This window comes from Rubrivivax soli, assembly GCF_049810355.1.
In the GTDB taxonomy this organism is placed as follows: domain Bacteria; phylum Pseudomonadota; class Gammaproteobacteria; order Burkholderiales; family Burkholderiaceae_C; genus Rubrivivax.
The window spans coordinates 5104163-5121434 of record NZ_CP187368.1 but is presented as its reverse complement, the minus strand read 5'-3'; the positions used below and the strand labels follow the sequence as shown (position 1 = coordinate 5121434).

The following is a 17272-nucleotide window of genomic DNA, read 5'->3' as shown; positions in this document are numbered from 1 at the left end:
CGGCGTGGCACTTGGCCCGCGGGCCGCTGTGCTTCATCATCCGTCCCGCGGGCCAAGCGCCACACCGTCGGCTCCCGCTTACCTCGAACGTTAGGCCTCACAAATGAGCCGCTCTTGGTTCGCCGCATTGCTACTACTTCCTCTGCTCGGCAACGCGTCCCCACGCTGCCCAGCAGACTTCAGTGCGTTCCTCACCGAGTTCGAGAAGGACCAAGCCTTCCAACTGTCGCGCACGAAGGACCCAATCACCTACTGGCACGTCGACCATCACGATCCAGAGATGAAGATGAAGAAGAGAGTTGTCGCGAAGGCGAAGCGCGAAGAATATGAGCCCTACCCCACCAGGGAGTATCAAGAGAAGCTGAGGCTTCATCGGAAACTTGAGTTCACTTCACCCGACATGTGCACCGTCAGTCTTGGGGCGCCAGACTCTGACATGTACGCCGTAGACTTCAGATTCATTAAGTCCAGGACGAAGTGGCTGCTCGTTGAAGTGCGGGATAACTCCTTGTGAGGCCTAACCCCTCGCTCAAGCGGAGCGCCAACGGCAGGCCACCAGGCCCGGGCTGGTGGTACGCGGTACATTTTCACCAGCCCGGGCCTGGCGTCCTGCCGTCGTCGCCCGCTTAGCTCGAACGTTAGGCATCGCTTGCCAAGCACTCCGTCCTGCCTCCACACGGCTCGCCCCAGGGGCCTCGCCTCGTCAACGGCCGTGCTCTCCGGAGGCAGGGTTGAAGACCAGAATGCATTGCTGCCGCTGGCATTCGGTGCGCCGTAGCTCAGGGCATCGGCTTCCGCGGTATACCAAGCGTTCCGCCCATGACCTTGGAGTACTGCAACCTCTGTCGCCTTGGAAAGTGGGCCCGAATGGCGATGCCTAACCCCTCGGTCAAGCGGAGAGCCAACGGCAAGTCACCAGGCCCGCGCGCTGCGGTGGTTTATCCTGCACCGCGCGGGCCTGGCGCCTCGCCGTCGGCTCCCGCTTACCTCGAACGTTAGGCCGCACATAGCGACGTCCGCGGCGCTGCCAGCAGAGAAGACATGCTCCACCACATTTCAATCGGCGCCAAAGACATCGAGCGAGCGGCTCGCTTCTACGACACCGTCTTAGAGCCGCTCGGCTACGCCCGCGTTTGGACCGATCTCCGCCCAGGAGAAGAGGAACAAGCGGTCGGCTATGGCCCACTGGGTTCTGGTGACAAACTCGCCGTCAAGCAAGTCCCGCAGTCGGTGCCTCAGATCCCGGGGTTTCACATTGCGTTCGCAGCGCCAAGTAGAGCTGCAGTGAGTGCCTTTTACGCAGCCGCACTTGCAAACGGGGGCACGGACAACGGACCGCCCGGCCTGCGCCCGGACTATGGAGCCAACTACTTCGCAGCTTTCGTCGTAGACCCGGAGGGTCACCGCATCGAGGCTGTATGCAAGGCTGCTGATTAGGCGCAGTCACGAGTGCGGCCTAACCCCTCGGTCAAGCGGAGAGCCAACGGCAAGCCACCAGGCCCGGGCCGCGGCGCGCTACATTCTCCGCAGCCCGGGCCTGGCGCCTCGCCGTCGGCTCCCGCTTACCTCGAACGTTAGGCCGCACACGCCCATGCCGTCGCCCGTGTCGAAGCGAATCCTTGAGGCAGTTGATGCGCTGCCTCTGTATCCGGGCATCCGTGTCATAGAAGTAGGCAGCGGCCCAGGTGTAGCTGCAAGAGAGATCAATCGTCGCTGGCCAACCGCCTACGTGCTTGGAATTGATCGTTCCGTGAAAGCAGTTCAACAAGCGGTTGCCGGATCATTAGCGCAAGTGAAAGCAGGAAGGCTTTCCTTCCGCCACGTTGCCGTCGAGGAGTTGGAGCTTCAACCCGGCGAAAGGCGCTATGACTTGGCATTCGCCTTGAGAGTAGGCGCCCTCGACGGTCGGCACCCAGAACTAGAAGCCATCGCCTTGTCACGGCTCGCCGCTTGTCTTAGCCCGCAGGGTAGGATCTTTGTGGACGGTGGGGCGCCTCTTCGTGTCCTCAGTGCGGCCTAACCCCTCGGTCAAGCGGAGAGCCAACGGCAAGCCACCAAGCCCGGGCCGCGGCGCGCTACATTCTCCGCAGCCCGGGCTTGGCGCCTCGCCGCCGGCTCCCGCTTACCTCGAACGTTAGGCCCCGCGGGGAGTCCTGTGCTTGCTTCAGCGCGCTCCGGTCACAGCCTCGAATCCACGCCGAGCCCTCGGCACGGCGAATACGGGCACCGGCTTCGCCCATGCCAATGCGCTCGCTCCGGACGCCGCCGTAGCAAGTGATTGAATACCCCACTTAGCTGCTACGCCTTCGCAGCCGTCGCTTCCCGCTTCGTTGATGCATCCGCCTTCGGCCACCACGGTGGCGCTGTGATCAATATGCCTTCGTTATCGGGGAGCCGGCTCGCGCTTCGGTCACTTCGAAAACCTCGTTGCATGGTTCATTCGGCACAAGTCGGTAGTCGTAGGCTGGTTCGGTCCTGCCGGCTTCAGGCATCACACTCCTTCGGTTCGTCCCCCACAGCGCTCATTCCTACAGCGGGGCCTAACCCCTCGGTCAAGCGGAGAGCCAACGGCGTGGCACTTGGCCCGCGGGCCGCTGTGCTTCATCATTCGCCCCGCGGGCCAAGCGCCACACCGTCGGCTCCCGCTTACCTCGAACGTTAGGCCGCACGAATGTCACGCTTGCGCATCACCGCTGCTGTCTTGCTCGCGGCAATGGAAACCGTAGCGGTAGCCGAACGAGTTGCGCGAGGGGCGCCGGAGAAGATCATGTCCGAAGAACACGAACTCGATACCGCACCAACCCCTAGCCAACTGATCACAATCAAGAACCTGACTCCCGACCAAGTCAGGAGAATCGACGAGGTTCTGCTTGCTCAAGCTGTCCCGCAATGGAGGAAGGCATCGGGAGTCGTCGGATTCGCAATGAAGCAACTGAGAAGTGAGCACCCTGGACTGCCAGATGTCTACTATGCCGGAAGGATTTCAGTACTCGTCGCGGCTGGAAAGCTGGAGTCCAAGGGTGACCTGAGGCGCATGCGCTTCAGCGAAGTACGGCTTTCTGGTTCATGAGACCGTCGGCCTGTTGCCCAAGTGCGGCCTAACCCCTCGCTCAAGCGGAGAGCCAACGGCGTGGCACTTGGCCCGCGGGCCGCTGTGCCCCATCATGCGTCCCGCGGGCCAAGCACCACACCGCTGTCTCCCGCTTAGCTCGAACGTTAGGCCCCACCGGCACCCGTCGCAGAACGCCACCCGCCAGGAATACATCGGTGCCAATCCCATGTTTCGCAGGCTCCCCAAACTTTCCCGTACGGGTTCGCCCGAAGGCAGCCCCACTCCTTGTCGTCGAATTGGCCAAGGAGTGACAGTCACATGCTCCAGCATGGCCAGGTTTTGTGTAACCTTGATGCCTAAAGCACGTTAGGCGTCACAAACACCACCATGCGAACGCTCCAGTCCATCTCCATCTTCGCGCTGGCCGCTGCGGCAATTTCCGGATGCTCGACTACGCCCACTACTAGTCTTGAACCATCCAGATTACTGATTGGCTGCTGGGAGGGAAAAGACTATCAGCCGGTACTTGGGCAGAGTGCAAAGTGGCTGATGCAGCGCCGATCAGACGGCACCTTTGATATTGAGTTCAGAGCACAGGGCCAACCGCCTCAACGAGAAACAGGCAGATGGAGAGTCGAGGGCACGACGTACACCACGGTCACACTGACCATAGACGACGAACCAGTGGATGTCCGAGACCCCCAGTTCACGGACGTTTATCAGTTGAAGGATCTGTCGGCAAACTCGATGACGTACTTTCATTCAAAGATGAACATGACCTTCCAGTCCATAAAGGCCGCCTGCCCGAGCGACGCCTAACCCCTCGGTCAAGCGGAGCGCCAACGGCAGGTCACCAAGCCCGGGCCGGTGGTACGCTGTACATTTTCACCGGCCCGGGCTTGGCGCCCCGCCGTCGTCGCCCGCTTACCTCGAACGTTAGGCGTCGCATCCCACCGGCGCTAGACTTCGGTAGCGAGTGACCGGTCTCATGCACCAACCGCCCTGCCACCTGAGCCGTCCTTGATTTCTCTACCTCATCTCTTTGTATTCGGCCTCTTTTTGGCTGGAGTCGGTGTGCTTTTCGTAGTCGCCGAGGCGGTTCACCCGGTCAGCGCTGCATGCACAGCAGGTGTAGTCGGGGGCTTTCTCACCTGCGTAATCTTGGCAGTCATTCTCATATCCATCGACAAATGGTTCCTCGGTCGTTACGCGTACCTTGCATGGCTAATAGCATTCCTCGCCGGCTATGCGGTAGCCGCGCCTCTCGGCTATTTCTGGTCATGGAAGGTATCGCGCAATGGCCGCGCAAGCGCACCTGTAGCGTGAATCACTCGACGCTCCTTTCCTCATTGTCCACACGCTGCATTTGCGCCGCAGCGACGCCTAACCCCTCGGTCAAGCGGAGAGCCAACGGCAAGTCACCAGGCCCGCGCGCTGCGGTGGTCTATCCTGCATCGCGCGGGCCTGGCGCCTCGCCGCTGGCTCCCGCTTACCTCGAACGTTAGGCGTCACGAGCCACCAAGTCATCCTCCCCTCGCGAAAGCTGGGTCCTCCCCAATGCTCCTCCGATCGTTCGCCCTTGGAATCGTCGCTGCCATTGCAGCGCTGATCTTCGCAACCCTATCGTCTGGCAGCGGCGTAAAGCTGAACACCGACGCGTGGCCCACCAGCGCCAGGGCAATACTGATCGAGCAACCCGGTCAGCCCATTTCTATCGAACAGTGGCGCAGGATCGAGAAGGCATTAGATTTGGCTGGGAACAACTCAAAGTCATCCCATTTGGTTGCCGCCGAGGTTCGCAAGGTATGGCCAGCGGTTCTTTTCGCAGCCTTTGTCGCGTTGCTTTGCGCCCGATGGTTCATCAAGCCGCAAACACTCGCGACAACGAGCGCGCTGCTTGCCCCCAACGCTCTACTCCTGGCGGCAGCATTCGCACATACCCATGCCTATTACCCGTAGCGCGCAGGCGAGCGCGGTGACGCCTAACCCCTCGCTCAAGCGGAGCGTCAACGGCAGGCCACCAGGCCCGGTCTGGCGGTACGCGGTACATTCTCGCCAGCCCGGGCCTGGCGTCCTGCCGCTGTCGCCCGCTTAGCTCGAACGTTAGGCGTCACACACAGCACTTCCGCCGCCAACCCACGCCCCCATGCCCCTCGCCGACCTCGATCCACAAGAGCTTGAAGTCATCGTTGCGTGCCTGAAGTGCGTGGCAGCTGGTGAGGTCATCAAGCACGACTGGGAGTTCCAGACAGTTTTCGGCATTGAGGTCACAGACATCTTGGCGGTCGTCGACTCATGGCCAAACGTTGACGAGAAGGACGAGACAGTTGCACTCGCCATCAACAACTCTATGGTCAATCTGCTTGGCTACCCTCATGGGTGGCACGCCAAATGGGACTCGTGCATGTCCTTCCCACTGAGCGAAATCGCGCGCGTTCTGAACAAGTGGCGCAGCTCCACCGCGGGCAGCTACTTCGACGGACTGAAGTAAGCGAACGCGTCCTCCGCAGCTAGGTGACGCCTAACCCCTCGGTCAAGCGGAGAGCCAACGGCAAGTCACCAGGCCCGCGCGCCGCGGTGGTTTATCCTGCATCGCGCGGGCCTGGCGCCTCGCCGTCGCCTCCCGCTTACCTCGAACGTTAGGCGTCACACAAACCATGAGCCGCCTCACCGCCTTTGCTGCCTTCGCGCTCCTGTCCTCGGCACTCGTCTTCGGTGCCCGGGCGGTACTCATGCTCGCGGTGACACTTGCAACTCAGGACTCTCGCGACTACCAGCCTCTGGTTCGGTCGTCGCTTGGGTCCTCCGCCATTGCAGCAGGCCTTACGCTTGCCTTCCTTGCTACCGCTCGCGGCAAGTGGCGTTGGTTCGCTCTCCTGCCAGCAGCTTTGTGCTTTGCTGCCTGGTATGAGGCAGTGCGACAGTGGTCAGCGGTCTTTCCATGAGAGACGAAAACCTGACGAACCGCGCCTTCAGATGTGTACATCTTTCGGGTATAGCCAGAAGGCTCTTCCCTCCAAGCAAGGTTTCAGCAGCACGGTGGTACATCGTCCTGTCGCACCGCAGTGACGCCTAACCCCTCGGTCAAGCGGAGAGCCAACGGCAAGTCACCAGGCCCGCGCGTTGCGGTGGTTTATCCTGCATCGCGCAGGCCTGGCGCCTCGCCGTCGGCTCCCGCTTACCTCGAACGTTAGGCACCGGAGGGCGGCAGTTTCAGTTCGCCAGCGCAGCGAATGCATCCGTGCTTCACGCCCTACCCGGCATCTGCCCGCAGCCGGTTCAGGTCGTTGGTAGTCGCCATGCTCTTGGGCGGAGTTCTCGGCTTCGAGCTCCCGCTGAATCTGGCTTGGTTTGCCTTGGGGGGAGCCAGGGCGCTGTGAGTACAAATGCCCTCGCTTCGGGCTGGCACTGCGCTGGCGCGCAGAGCCTCATGCATTTGCGTGCGGCCGCGTGCGCCATTGCAAGCAACCGCGCCGCCGCGCTTCGGGAGCTGACGTGGCAGTCCAACAAGCGCTTCCAGCAGCCGTAGGTCTGGGTTTCTGGTGGCACGCAGGCCGCCTGCACGGAAACTGGGGCCGAAAGCCGGTGCCTAACCCCTCGGTCAAGCGGAGAGCCAACGGCGTGGCACTTGGCCCGCGGGCCGCTGTGCTTCATCATCCGTCCCGCGGGCCAAGCGCCACACCGTCGTCTCCCGCTTAGCTCGAACGTTAGGCCTCACAGTCACGCACTTTCGCATGTCCAGCGCCTCTGGGTTCGCCCTTGACTTGAGCCTCGCGTTTTCAGCGAGAGTCGTGCATGGAGATATCGCCCCGCACCAGTGTGAGGAGTGCGAGGCTATCCGCTCAGCTCTGTCAGGCCGTACATGGACGGAGGTTCCCGACGCGTTTGCCGAAGAGTTCTCAGGCTCTTTGCCTCTCCTTACCGAGGAAGCGTACAACGCATATTTGCCCGTGTGGCTCCGCGCCGCACTCGCCAATCCAAGCGGCGACGCTGCGACCATGCTGCTGATCAACCTCGCCAATGATCCGCCAGCCACTTCCTTCAACATGCGGCAAGCGCAAACCGTGATTGAGGTTGCACGTTCGGTTGTGAAGCAAAGCTACTGGGGCCCGGAAGACGAGGGAAACATCGCCAACCTCAAGGCAATCGAGGTGAGGTGGAGTAACCCGAGTGAGGCCTAACCCCTCGCTCAAGCGGAGAGCCAACGGCAGGCCACCGGGCCCGGGCCGCGGCGCGCTACATTCTCCGCAGCCCGGGCCCGGCGTCCCGCCGTCGTCTCCCGCTTAGCTCGAACGTTAGGCCGCACACGCCCATGCCGTCGCCCGTGTCGAAGCGAATCCTTGAGGCAGTTGATGCGCTGCCTCTGTATCCGGGCATCCGTGTCATAGAAGTAGGCAGCGGCCCAGGTGTAGCTGCAAGAGAGATCAATCGTCGCTGGCCAACCGCCTACGTGCTTGGAATTGATCGTTCCGTGAAAGCAGTTCAACAAGCGGTTGCCGGATCATTAGCGCAAGTGAAAGCAGGAAGGCTTTCCTTCCGCCACGTTGCCGTCGAGGAGTTGGAGCTTCAACCCGGCGAAAGGCGCTATGACTTGGCATTCGCCTTGAGAGTAGGCGCCCTCGACGGTCGGCACCCAGAACTAGAAGCCATCGCCTTGTCACGGCTCGCCGCTTGTCTTAGCCCGCAGGGTAGGATCTTTGTGGACGGTGGGGCGCCTCTTCGTGTCCTCAGTGCGGCCTAACCCCTCGGTCAAGCGGAGAGCCAACGGCAAGCCACCAAGCCCGGGCCGCGGCGCGCTACATTCTCCGCAGCCCGGGCTTGGCGCCTCGCCGCCGGCTCCCGCTTACCTCGAACGTTAGGCCGCACAGGCATCACGCTTCCGCCCTCATGGAGCTCCCAGAGTCTTCCCTGCCTTTCAGTACAGTACGCATTGGCGGCGACAGTAGGATGGAACTCCTCGCACTTCTTGCCCAAGCGCAGGTTGAGATCAACTCTGCGGGCCACCAACTGTTCGCCGACCAGAGGTTCGCTACTGAATTGCACCCGCGCTTGATTCAAGTTCGTCAGGTCAGCGTAGCCGATCTTGACCTCAGGCACGGAGGAGTCATGTCCGTGATCCTGGCCTCAGCAGCGGAGCGAGGGCTATCTCAGTGTCCGCTGGAGTTGGCACCGCACTTGAGACTGGCCCTGGTCAATCAAGACGAGGGTGCGGTAGGTTCCCCACATACGCGGCACAGGGCTCCACCGGGTTCCATCACGATCGTCTCGCCGCCGCTGTGTGACGATGACGCGGTTCCGAAGGGCTTCTATTTACGCCGAATCGAGGGCAGGTTGTGGCTGAGAGGCTATACGTCTTGGCCGGGTCACGTCTGGCAGCCGGAAGACTTGCTTGTCTTCACCTGCGCGCAAAGTGCGGCCTAACCCCTCGCTCAAGCGGAGAGCCAACGGCGTGGCGCTTGGCCCGCGGGCCGCTGTGCTTCATCATCCGTCCCGCGGGCCAAGCGCCACACCGTCGGCTCCCGCTTAGCTCGAACGTTAGGCCGCGCAAGCGACCTCTCTCCACGCTTCAATGCCCTCGGAGGCGCACATGCGTCGTGTCACTGGAATCGGTGGTGTGTTCTTCAAGGCCAAGGATCCCAAGGCCCTGGGCGAGTGGTACCGAACTCACCTCGGTATGAACGTCGAAGATTGGGGAGGTGTCGCCTTCCGGTGGATAGAAGACAACCCGGACGCCAAGGGAACCACGATCTGGAGCCCATTCAAGGATGACACGACGTACTTCACCCCGAGCACCTCAAGCTTCATGATCAACTATCGGGTCGAAGATCTGCACGGTGTCCTCGCCAGGCTGCGCGAAGAAGGTTGCGCCGTAGACGAGAAGGTTGAGGAGTCCGCGTATGGCAAGTTCGGCTGGGTCATGGACCCAGAAGGCAACAAGCTTGAGCTCTGGCAACCGCCCGAGGGCCAGTGACTCCGAAGCGGTTAACCAGTACACCACCAACGCGGCCTAACCCCTCGGTCAAGCGGAGAGCCAACGGCGTGGCGCTTGTCCCGCGGGCCGCTGTGCTTCATCATCCGCCCCGCGGGCCAAGCGCCACACCGTCGTCTCCCGCTTACCTCGAACGTTAGGCCTCACACCCCACACCCTGCAGTGAAGCGAGTTGCCCCAGTTCTCTCAATCATGGCTACCGTCGCATTTGGCGCGGCCGATGCCTATGTTTTCGCTTTACGCTGGACCGTACCTGCCCCTCAGCCAATAGCATGGGGACAGTTCCTGGCAGCCGCGGCACTTCAAGTCACCGTAGTGATCGCTTTGCTCCTATACGTCTCCTGGCTTGTGCAGAAGCGGGAGATACCAACCCTGCCTTCAGGACCCTTGGAAGTGCTCAGAGCAAGGTTCTGGCCCGCCGGAGTTCTCATCGTCCTTGCGGTGCTCTCGGTCGATCTCTTGCATTCTTCATTGCTCTGCGGAGGTGAAGGCATTCCACAGAGCCGCGGTCAAGTAGCGAACTGTCGCGTATGAGGGCACGCGTCACCGGGGAAACGTCGCCAGTGAGGCCTAACCCCTCGCTCAAGCGGAGAGCCAACGGCGTGGCACTTGGCCCGCGGGCCGCTGTGGTCCATCATCCATCCCGCGGGCCAAGTGCCACACCGTCGCCTCCCGCTTAGCTCGAACGTTAGGCAGCGCAAGCCACCTCTTCTCCGACATGCCTTCCGACCTCGAAGCCTCAGCCTCTGTTGTGCTTGAGTTCTGGCGCCTGATGGCCACGAACGACTTCCATTCGGTCAAAGCGGTGCTTGCTGATGACTTCGTCCTCGATTGGCCTCAATCCGGTGAACGTATCGTCGGACCGGAGAACTTCGCTGTTGTGAATGCTGAGTATCCGACCGAAGGAGTCTGGAGCTTCGCGCTTCGAAGGCTGGTCGCTGAAGGCCCTGAGGTCGTCACGCATGTCGAGGTCACCGATGGAAAGCAGTCTGGCGAGGCCATCTCTTTCTTCCAACTCAGCGGCGGCAAGATTCAGTCCATCGTCGAGTACTGGCCCGACCCTTTCGAGCCAGCTGCCAATCGGAAGCACTTGGTCGAGCTTCGGTTACCAAAAGGCGCTGCCTAACCCCTCGGTCAAGCGGAGAGCCAACGGCAAGTCACCAGGCCCGGCCTGCGGCGCGCTACATTCTCCGCAGCCCGGGCCTGGCGCCTCGCCGTCGGCTCCCGCTTACCTCGAACGTTAGGCCGCACAGGCAACACACTCATCCTATGGCGTCCGACCTTAAGACCGTGCACTTCATCGCCGATCAGAGCGGACTTGGAACGCGGCTTGCCTACAAGCGCATGTTTGGTGAGTTCGCGCTCTATCTGAACTCCAAGGTGGTGGCTTTCGTTTGCGACAACAAGCTCTTCCTAAAGCCGACGGACGCAGGTCGTACCTTGCTTGGGTCGCCCGAAGAAGCTCCAGCCTACCCGGGATCCAAGAACTACTTCTTACTGCAAGAGGAACTTGAGAACCCTGAGCTCTTGCGCAGGGCATTTGAAGTCACGGAATCGACCTTGCCGCCGCCCAAGCCGAAACCGAAGCCGAAGACACCCTTGAAGAAGAGAACTGTCAGTTCTCGCTTGTGAGGCAAGTCGAAAGGTGCGGCCTAACCCCTCGGTCAAGCGGAGAGCCAACGGCGTGGCGCTTGGCCCGCGGGCCGCTGTGCTTCATCATCCGTCCCGCGGGCCAAGCGCCACACCGTCGTCTCCCGCTTACCTCGAACTACAAGGGCTTCCCCACAAGTCAAGCATGCAGCGGCCGTGATCGAGTCGCGCAGCGACTCATCACGGAAGTTGACTGTCACGATGGCCGTCCCACTTGCCGGTGCCGACGTCAATGCTTGCCAAGGGTGCGGACTGGAAGAACTACAAGCGGTCATCTACGCAGCTTCTTCGCTGCAGACCCTGATGCAAGACGCGCACGGGGACCTCATTCGTTAGCCGAGGTCGACCCTTCGATCGCCTCCACGAGCTAATCAGGCACTCCCCGTACAGGTCCAACCTTGACGCATCAACGCTGGCCGTCACGCGGCGGTGTTCGTTCTCGGGTGGCGGCTCCCCCGGTGGTTGTGGCTTTACCTCACGCCGGCTTCAGGCCGGCATCACGAATTGCTCGCCCTGGCGCAGCACCGCCCAGGCCATCCGCGCGTTCTTCGCCGCGATCGCCACCACCGCCTTCCAGTAGCCTGCACGCTCGGCCAGCGCCACCGCCCAGCGGCTGACGCAGTCGGCCTTGTCCTTGGCCGCGTTCAGCACCGCACGCGCTCCCATGATCAGCAGGCTGCGCAGGTACGTGTCGCCCGCCTTGGTGATCCGACCCAGCCGTGTCTTGCCGCCTGAGCTGTACTGCCCGGGCACCAGACCGATCCACGCGCTGAGCTGCCGACCGTTCTGGAAGTCGCGGCCGTTGCCCACCATCGCCACCAGCGCCGTGGCCGTCGTCTCGCCGATGCCTCGCAGCCGCATCAGTCGCTGCGCCTGGTGATCCTGCCGTGCCATCTCGGCGACGTACCGGTCGTAAATCTCGATGCGCTCGTCCAGGCGGTGCACCTCGCTGAGCAGATCGCCGATCACGGTGTTCACCCAGCCGGGCAGGTCCTCCAGCAGCCCGGCCACCTGCTTGCGAACCGTCGCCGCCTTCAGCGGCAGCACGATCCCCACCTCGCTGAGCAACCCGCGGATGCGGTTGAAGGTGGCCGTGCGCTGCTCGACGAACCCCTGGCGCGCCCGGTGCACCATCAGCCGGCCTTGCTGCTCGGCACTCTTGAGCGGAACGAAGCGCATGTTCGGCCTCTGCACCGCCTCGCAGATCGCCGCCGCATCGGCCGCATCGTTCTTGCCATGCTTGCCCGACAGCCGGTACGGCACAACGAACTTCGGCGCCATCAGCCTGACGGTGTGGCCGTGGGCCTGGAACTGCCGGGCCCAGTGGTGCGCGCCGCTGCACGCCTCCATCCCGATCGTGCACGGCGGCAGCCTGGCGATCAACTCCCCGAGCTTGCCGCGCGGCACGTTCGGCCGTACCAGCTCCGCCTTGCCCGCTTCATTGACGCCGTGAACCGCAAAAACATTCTTGGCGAGATCAATGCCGACGAATACGATTGCCATGGACTTCCCCTTCCGAGTGAGTTGATGAGACTTCGCACTTCCCATCGTGACACTTTGTTGCCGGTCGCCGCTTCGCGGCTGGCTCGGGACGGGGAAGTCCCTTTCATTCGTTAGGCGTCGCAAACACACCCATGGCTACTCTTCTGCAGCTCTTCCATGTCGCACGCGGCTCACCCGAGGACGCGACTTCGGAAGACCATCTTGCGCAGCTGATTCGTTTCGCCGACGAGAACCCGGAGAACGAAGGGGCGCAAGTATTAGCGGCACACAAGGCATGGTTGCACAGGAAGAATGAAGTTGCCCAACGCTTAGCCGAGCGGGCAGAACGAACTGATGGCATGGCGTTCCCCGCGTTGGTCGTGCTCGCCGCCATCAGCGCAGAAAGCAAGGACGACGACCGGACCTATCGCTATGCAAAGCGCCTGGCTTCAGCAACGAGACACGACAAAGCAGCCGGTATCGTGATTCGCGCCCTGGCCTGGATCAGACTGGTCGGGGTCCGAGGAGTAAGGAACAAACTCGACTACCAACGCGTACTGGAGTCCACACACGATGAGTGGGTTGCATGGGCCAAAGAATTCGTGGCGTCCTACGAGACGGCGAAGAGCGACGCCTAACCCGTCGGTCAAGCGGAGCGCCAGCGGCAGGGCACCGCGCCCCGGCCGGTGGTACGCGGTACATTTTCACCGTCCGGGGCGCAGTGCCCTACCGTCGTCGCCCGCTTACCTCCAACGTTAGGCCCCGCAGGGAGCGCTGTGCTCGCTGCGGCGCGCTCCGGCCACAGTCTTGAAGTCACGCCGAGCCTGCGGCACGGCGAATCCGGGCACCGGCTTCGCCAGTGCCAATGCGCGCGCTCCGGACGCCGCCGTAGCAAGTGATTGAATACCTTGCTGGGGTGCAGCGCAGTCGCTGTCGTCGCTTCCTGCTTCGCTGATGCATCGGCATTCGGCTACCACGGTGGCGCTGTGATCAATACGCCTGCGTTATCGGGCAGCCGGATTGCGCTTCGGTCGCGTCCAAGAATTCTGTCCCTGGCTCGCCAGGCACAAGTCGGTCGCCGTAGCTTGGTTCGGTCTTGCCGCCTTCGAGCATCGCAGTCACTTGGGCTCGTCGCCCACGGTGCCCCCGCCAGCAGCGGGGCCTAACCCCTCGGTCAAGCGGAGAGCCAACGGCGTGGCACTTGGCCCGCGGGCCGCTGTGCTTCATCATCCGTCCCGCGGGCCAAGCACCACACCGCTGGCTCCCGCTTACCTCGAACGTTAGGCACCGCGGCGAGCCCTTCGCGCTCTTCTGCGTGATGGCCTGCAGTCCCGCGCTGAATACCCCGTCTTCCCGCCGTGTCGCGCTTGTGATTTCAACTCCGATGACCGAATGCGCGCGCTCCGGACGCCTTCACGCCCAGTGATTGAAGATTCCGCTCCTTGGTTGGGCCGGGCCGGCGGCGAGTGCGTCGGAGAGCAATCGCCGTTGCGGTATGCCTCTCGCACTTCTGCGTGCGTTTTGTCGCAGCCGTTTCTGTCGGCGCGGCCGGGCAGTCGTAGCTCTGAAGTTGCTCGGGTTTACCAGCAGCCCAGTTTCAGTACTGAACACGGTCTCCGGTCACTGCCAAAAGCGGTGCCTAACCCCTCGGTCAAGCGGAGAGCCAACGGCGCGGCGCTTGGCCCGCGGGCCGCTGTGCTTCATCATCCGTCCCGCGGGCCAAGCGCCACACCGTCGGCTCCCGCTTACCTCGAACGTTAGGCCGCACAGGACACATTCTTCCAACACGCTCTGCATATGGAACCCTCGCTGCGCACGCAAGTCTTGGCACCGACGGATGTGTCTCTTCTACGTGGCATGTTGAAGATGTTCGGCGACGCGTTTCAAGACCCTGAGTCGTACTCTCACAAGCCGCCGAGCGAGGCCTATCTTTCCAAGCTTCTGGCCAGCGAGACGTTTCTGGCCGTCGCCACGATTTACCACGGTCAGGTTGTGGGTGGCTTGGCTGGCTACATACTGCCGAAGTTCGAGCAAGAGCGAAGCGAGTTCTACATCTACGATCTGGCAGTCGCGGAGAGCTTCAGGCGCCAAGGTGTAGCCACAGCGCTCTTTCAGTGCCTGCAAGGTGTGGCTGCCGAGCGTGGCATCTACGTCATCTTTGTTCAGGCCGACTACGGCGACGACCCGGCAGTCGAGCTGTATACGAAGCTAGGTACACGAGAGGACGTCATGCACTTTGACATTCCTCCTGCCAACGGTGCGGCCTAACCCCTCGGTCAAGCGGAGAGCCAACGGCAAGTCACCAGGCCCGGGCCGCGGCGCGCTACATTCTCCGCAGCCCGGGCCTGGCGCCTCGCCGCTGGCTCCCGCTTACCTCGAACGTTAGGCTTCACATTCCATGCCACGGTTGCCCATCGCCATTCTGCTGCTTGCACTTGCCGTCACAGGCTGTTCAGAAACGCGTAACGGCACGGGCATGATCAGCCAGCGAATTGGCCAAGCTATCCACGCCGATCGTGTTCAAGAGGTTGACCTCAGCAAGTTGACCACCTTCGGCTGGGCGTACTTCTACGCATTCAAGCCCGGTACTACCCGCGAAGAGGTCTGCAAATTCATCGGCGCCGGCCGCAACACATGTGGCCGAATAATCCGCATCGAGCGAGCTCCCGATGACCACATGTTCATGATCTTTGGCTTGAACGGACAGCTCACCCATGTCGAGCTCCACGCGGTCGAGAACGGAATTTTTGACTTTGAGTTCACTGACGGGGGCCACCCCCGCGAGAGGTCCGTTTTCAGGGTTCGGCGCAGTTCTTCTACGAGCGGGAAAGACACCATCTTCCTGGAACCGCGGTGAAGCCTAACCCCTCGCTCAAGCTGACCCGCTACGGCAGGCTTTGTAAGCCCGGCCTGAGCCAGTCGTACTATCGTCTCAGTCCGGGCTTACAAAGCCTTCCTCCGCGGGCAGCTTAGCTCGAACGTTAGGCGTCACCACTAACCTTCGCCGACGTGCAATCTGGAGACTCAGGTCTCTCCCAGATCGAAGTAGTGCACTACGCTTCGCCCAGACTGAAACGTCGCTATGTACGGCCAAGTGCGAACCATTGCGTCACCGGTGCCGTAAGCCCACAGCTTTCGACGAACGCTTGCAGCACCCTCATCACAAATCGCCCACAAGGTGGGCAGGCCATCCTGCTCTTGCACAGTAAGTAGGCGCGAACCCGCAGGCATCTCAACACTTTGCTCTCCGGTACCGTGCCGCAGCCGGAACTTCCAGATCATCAAGGTCCTCTCCAGTAGCCAAAGCACATGATTCCATCGACACAGGCAAAGACGAGCAAGCGTACGCAGGTTTCATGGAAAATGTCTCGCTGCCAAGCAGTTCGTCGAGTCGATTGCAGAGGCCGCCGGAAGGTCACGCGGGAACAGGCGGCAGTGACGCCTAACCCCTCGGTCGAGGCGAGGCCCAACGGCAAGCCACCAGGCCCGGCCTGCAGGTGAGGTTTATCATCCTTCCGGCCGGGCCTGGTACCTTGCCGTCGGTCCCGCCTCACCTCGAACGTTAGGCACCGGAGGCCGCCAGTTTCGGAGCGCGTGCGCAGCGAATACGTCCGTGCTTCGCGAACCACCCCGTACCTGTCAGCAACCAGTCCTAGTCGTTGGCGCTTGCCGTGCTCGGTCTCATCGCTACGGTTCCAGCCGCAGCTGAGGTCGGTTGGGTGTCGTCTTGGCTGGCATCCGCGCAGTTTCAAAGCAAATGCGCTCGCTCCGGGGCCGGCACTGCGCTGGCGCGCAGAGCCTCTTGCCCTTGCGCTCTGGCGCGGGCGCCGTTGCAAGCAACCGCGCTCTCCACGCCTCGCGAGCTTGTTTGGCACTCGCGCAGCTGTTTGAGCCGCCGTAGCTTTGGGGTCGTGGTGGAGCTTCTAAGGCTAGCGCAGTAGCTGGCCTCACGCCGGTGCCTAACCAGTCGGTCAAGCGGAGAGCCAACGGCAAGTCACCAGGCCCGGTCCGCGGCGCGCTATATTCTCCGCAGCCCGGGCCTGGCGCCTCGCCGTCGCCTCCCGCTTACCTCGAACGTTAGGCCGCACAAATGCCCTCGATACTCCGAAAATTGAAGACGCTCGTTGGCAGCGGCCCATTCGGCGACCCCAGCGAATCGGAGCGCCTCGCTCTTGCAATCGAACGTCTTTCCGACCCACACGCTAACCACGACGATGTTGCCCAAGGTATCGATGCGCTCGGGGCACGTCGACGGCCCGAAGACATTGATCGACTCGTTCACATGTCGCACGACCGTGCAACTCCCGATCATGTTCACCAGTGGATCGCGGAAGCGTTGCTCCCCTCAGAATCTGAACTGGAGCATGTCGAGGTCATGTTGGAGCGCGTTGACGCGCGAACCAGAGAGGCGCTCGTCGACATCCTGTCCAACGTCTTTCCTGAGTGGTCGAACAAGGTGAAACCGCGCGGTGCGGCCTAACCCCTCGCTCAAGCGGAGCGCCAACGGCAGGCCACCAGGCCCGGTCTGGCGGTACGCGGTACATTTTCGCCAGCCCGGGCCTGGCGTCCTGCCGTTGTCGCCCGCTTAGCTCGAACGTTAGGCCCCGCGGGGAGCCCTGTGCTTGCTTCGGCGCGCTCCGGCCGCAGCTTCGACTTCACGCCGAGCCTGCGGCACGGCGAATACGGGCACCGGCTTCGCCCGTGCCAATGCGCGCGCTCCGGACGCCGCCGTAGCAAGTGATTGAATACCCTGCTTAGGTGCTACGCCTTCGCTGTCGTCGCTTCCCGCTTCGCTGATGCATCGGCCTTCGGCTACCACGGTGGCGCTGTGATCAATACGCCGTCGTTGCCCGCCTGTTGCCTCGCGCTTCGGTCATCTCCAGAGCCTCGTTGCTTGGTTCATTCGGCACAAGTCGGTCGCCGTAGGCTGGTTCGGTCCTGCCGACTTCGGACATCACAGTCCTTAGGTTCGTCACCCGCCGCGCTCATTCCTACAGCGGGGCCTAACCCCTCGGTCAAGCGGAGAGCCAACGGCGTGGCACTTGGCCCGCGGGCCGCTGTGCTTCATCATCCGTCCCGCGGGCCAAGCGCCACACCGC

General features: G+C 62.3%; 18 protein-coding genes. 15 read left to right on the top strand and 3 right to left on the bottom strand.

What is annotated here, in order from left to right:
* Positions 1–103: 103 nt before the first annotated feature.
* From ACPOLB_RS23600 to ACPOLB_RS23545, 12 genes are all read left to right on the top strand, one after another.
* Positions 104–514, top strand: a complete 411-nt coding sequence (locus tag ACPOLB_RS23600) for a hypothetical protein (protein ID WP_425258491.1) — start codon at positions 104–106, stop codon at positions 512–514.
* 527 nt (positions 515–1041) lie between these two features.
* Positions 1042–1437: a VOC family protein gene (locus tag ACPOLB_RS23595; protein WP_425258490.1), complete on the top strand. Its 396-nt coding sequence runs from the start codon at positions 1042–1044 to the stop codon at positions 1435–1437.
* A 154-nt stretch (positions 1438–1591) separates the two neighbouring features.
* A complete protein-coding gene (locus ACPOLB_RS23590) occupies positions 1592–2020 on the top strand; it encodes a class I SAM-dependent methyltransferase (protein ID WP_425258484.1) in 429 nt (142 codons plus the stop codon).
* 660 nt (positions 2021–2680) lie between these two features.
* The gene (locus tag ACPOLB_RS23585) at positions 2681–3070 is read left to right on the top strand and encodes a DUF3658 domain-containing protein (RefSeq protein WP_425258489.1); all 390 of its coding nucleotides are present in this window, start codon (positions 2681–2683) and stop codon (positions 3068–3070) included.
* A gap of 369 nt (positions 3071–3439) precedes the next feature.
* Entirely contained in the window at positions 3440–3871 is a 432-nt protein-coding gene (locus ACPOLB_RS23580; protein WP_425258488.1) for a hypothetical protein, read from the top strand.
* A 738-nt stretch (positions 3872–4609) separates the two neighbouring features.
* Positions 4610–5011, top strand: coding sequence for a hypothetical protein (locus ACPOLB_RS23575; RefSeq protein WP_425258487.1), 402 nt, complete (start codon positions 4610–4612; stop codon positions 5009–5011).
* A 187-nt stretch (positions 5012–5198) separates the two neighbouring features.
* Positions 5199–5543 (top strand): hypothetical protein, encoded by a 345-nt coding sequence (locus ACPOLB_RS23570; protein ID WP_425258486.1) that lies wholly within the window; start codon positions 5199–5201, stop codon positions 5541–5543.
* A gap of 1507 nt (positions 5544–7050) precedes the next feature.
* Entirely contained in the window at positions 7051–7233 is a 183-nt protein-coding gene (locus ACPOLB_RS23565) for a hypothetical protein (protein ID WP_425258485.1), read from the top strand.
* A 131-nt stretch (positions 7234–7364) separates the two neighbouring features.
* Positions 7365–7793 carry a class I SAM-dependent methyltransferase gene (locus ACPOLB_RS23560; RefSeq protein ID WP_425258484.1) on the top strand — a complete coding sequence of 143 codons (429 nt, stop codon included), beginning with the start codon at positions 7365–7367 and terminating at the stop codon, positions 7791–7793.
* An 846-nt stretch (positions 7794–8639) separates the two neighbouring features.
* A complete protein-coding gene (locus tag ACPOLB_RS23555) occupies positions 8640–9023 on the top strand; it encodes a VOC family protein (RefSeq protein WP_425258483.1) in 384 nt (127 codons plus the stop codon).
* 736 nt (positions 9024–9759) lie between these two features.
* Entirely contained in the window at positions 9760–10167 is a 408-nt protein-coding gene (locus ACPOLB_RS23550; protein WP_425258482.1) for a nuclear transport factor 2 family protein, read from the top strand.
* 164 nt (positions 10168–10331) lie between these two features.
* Positions 10332–10673 (top strand): TfoX/Sxy family protein, encoded by a 342-nt coding sequence (locus tag ACPOLB_RS23545; RefSeq protein ID WP_425258481.1) that lies wholly within the window; start codon positions 10332–10334, stop codon positions 10671–10673.
* Between the two features lie 504 nt (positions 10674–11177).
* On the opposite strand, the gene ACPOLB_RS23540 is transcribed toward ACPOLB_RS23545, so the two are convergent.
* A complete protein-coding gene (locus tag ACPOLB_RS23540; protein WP_425258480.1) occupies positions 11178–12194 on the bottom strand; it encodes an IS110 family transposase in 1017 nt (338 codons plus the stop codon).
* A gap of 131 nt (positions 12195–12325) precedes the next feature.
* Here ACPOLB_RS23540 and ACPOLB_RS23535 point away from each other — a divergent pair, with 131 nt between their 5' ends.
* On the top strand, positions 12326–12811 hold the full coding sequence (locus ACPOLB_RS23535) for a hypothetical protein (RefSeq protein WP_425258479.1): 486 nt from the start codon (positions 12326–12328) through the stop codon (positions 12809–12811).
* 1159 nt (positions 12812–13970) lie between these two features.
* A complete protein-coding gene (locus ACPOLB_RS23530; RefSeq protein ID WP_425258478.1) occupies positions 13971–14441 on the top strand; it encodes an AAC(3)-I family aminoglycoside N-acetyltransferase in 471 nt (156 codons plus the stop codon).
* Between the two features lie 184 nt (positions 14442–14625).
* On the opposite strand, the gene ACPOLB_RS23525 is transcribed toward ACPOLB_RS23530, so the two are convergent.
* Positions 14626–14889, bottom strand: coding sequence for a hypothetical protein (locus ACPOLB_RS23525; protein ID WP_425258477.1), 264 nt, complete (start codon positions 14887–14889; stop codon positions 14626–14628).
* A gap of 308 nt (positions 14890–15197) precedes the next feature.
* A complete protein-coding gene (locus tag ACPOLB_RS23520) occupies positions 15198–15455 on the bottom strand; it encodes a DUF7352 domain-containing protein (RefSeq protein WP_425258476.1) in 258 nt (85 codons plus the stop codon).
* An 829-nt stretch (positions 15456–16284) separates the two neighbouring features.
* Between ACPOLB_RS23520 and ACPOLB_RS23515 the strand changes: the two genes are divergently transcribed.
* A complete protein-coding gene (locus ACPOLB_RS23515; RefSeq protein WP_425258475.1) occupies positions 16285–16653 on the top strand; it encodes a hypothetical protein in 369 nt (122 codons plus the stop codon).
* Positions 16654–17272: the final 619 nt, after the last annotated feature.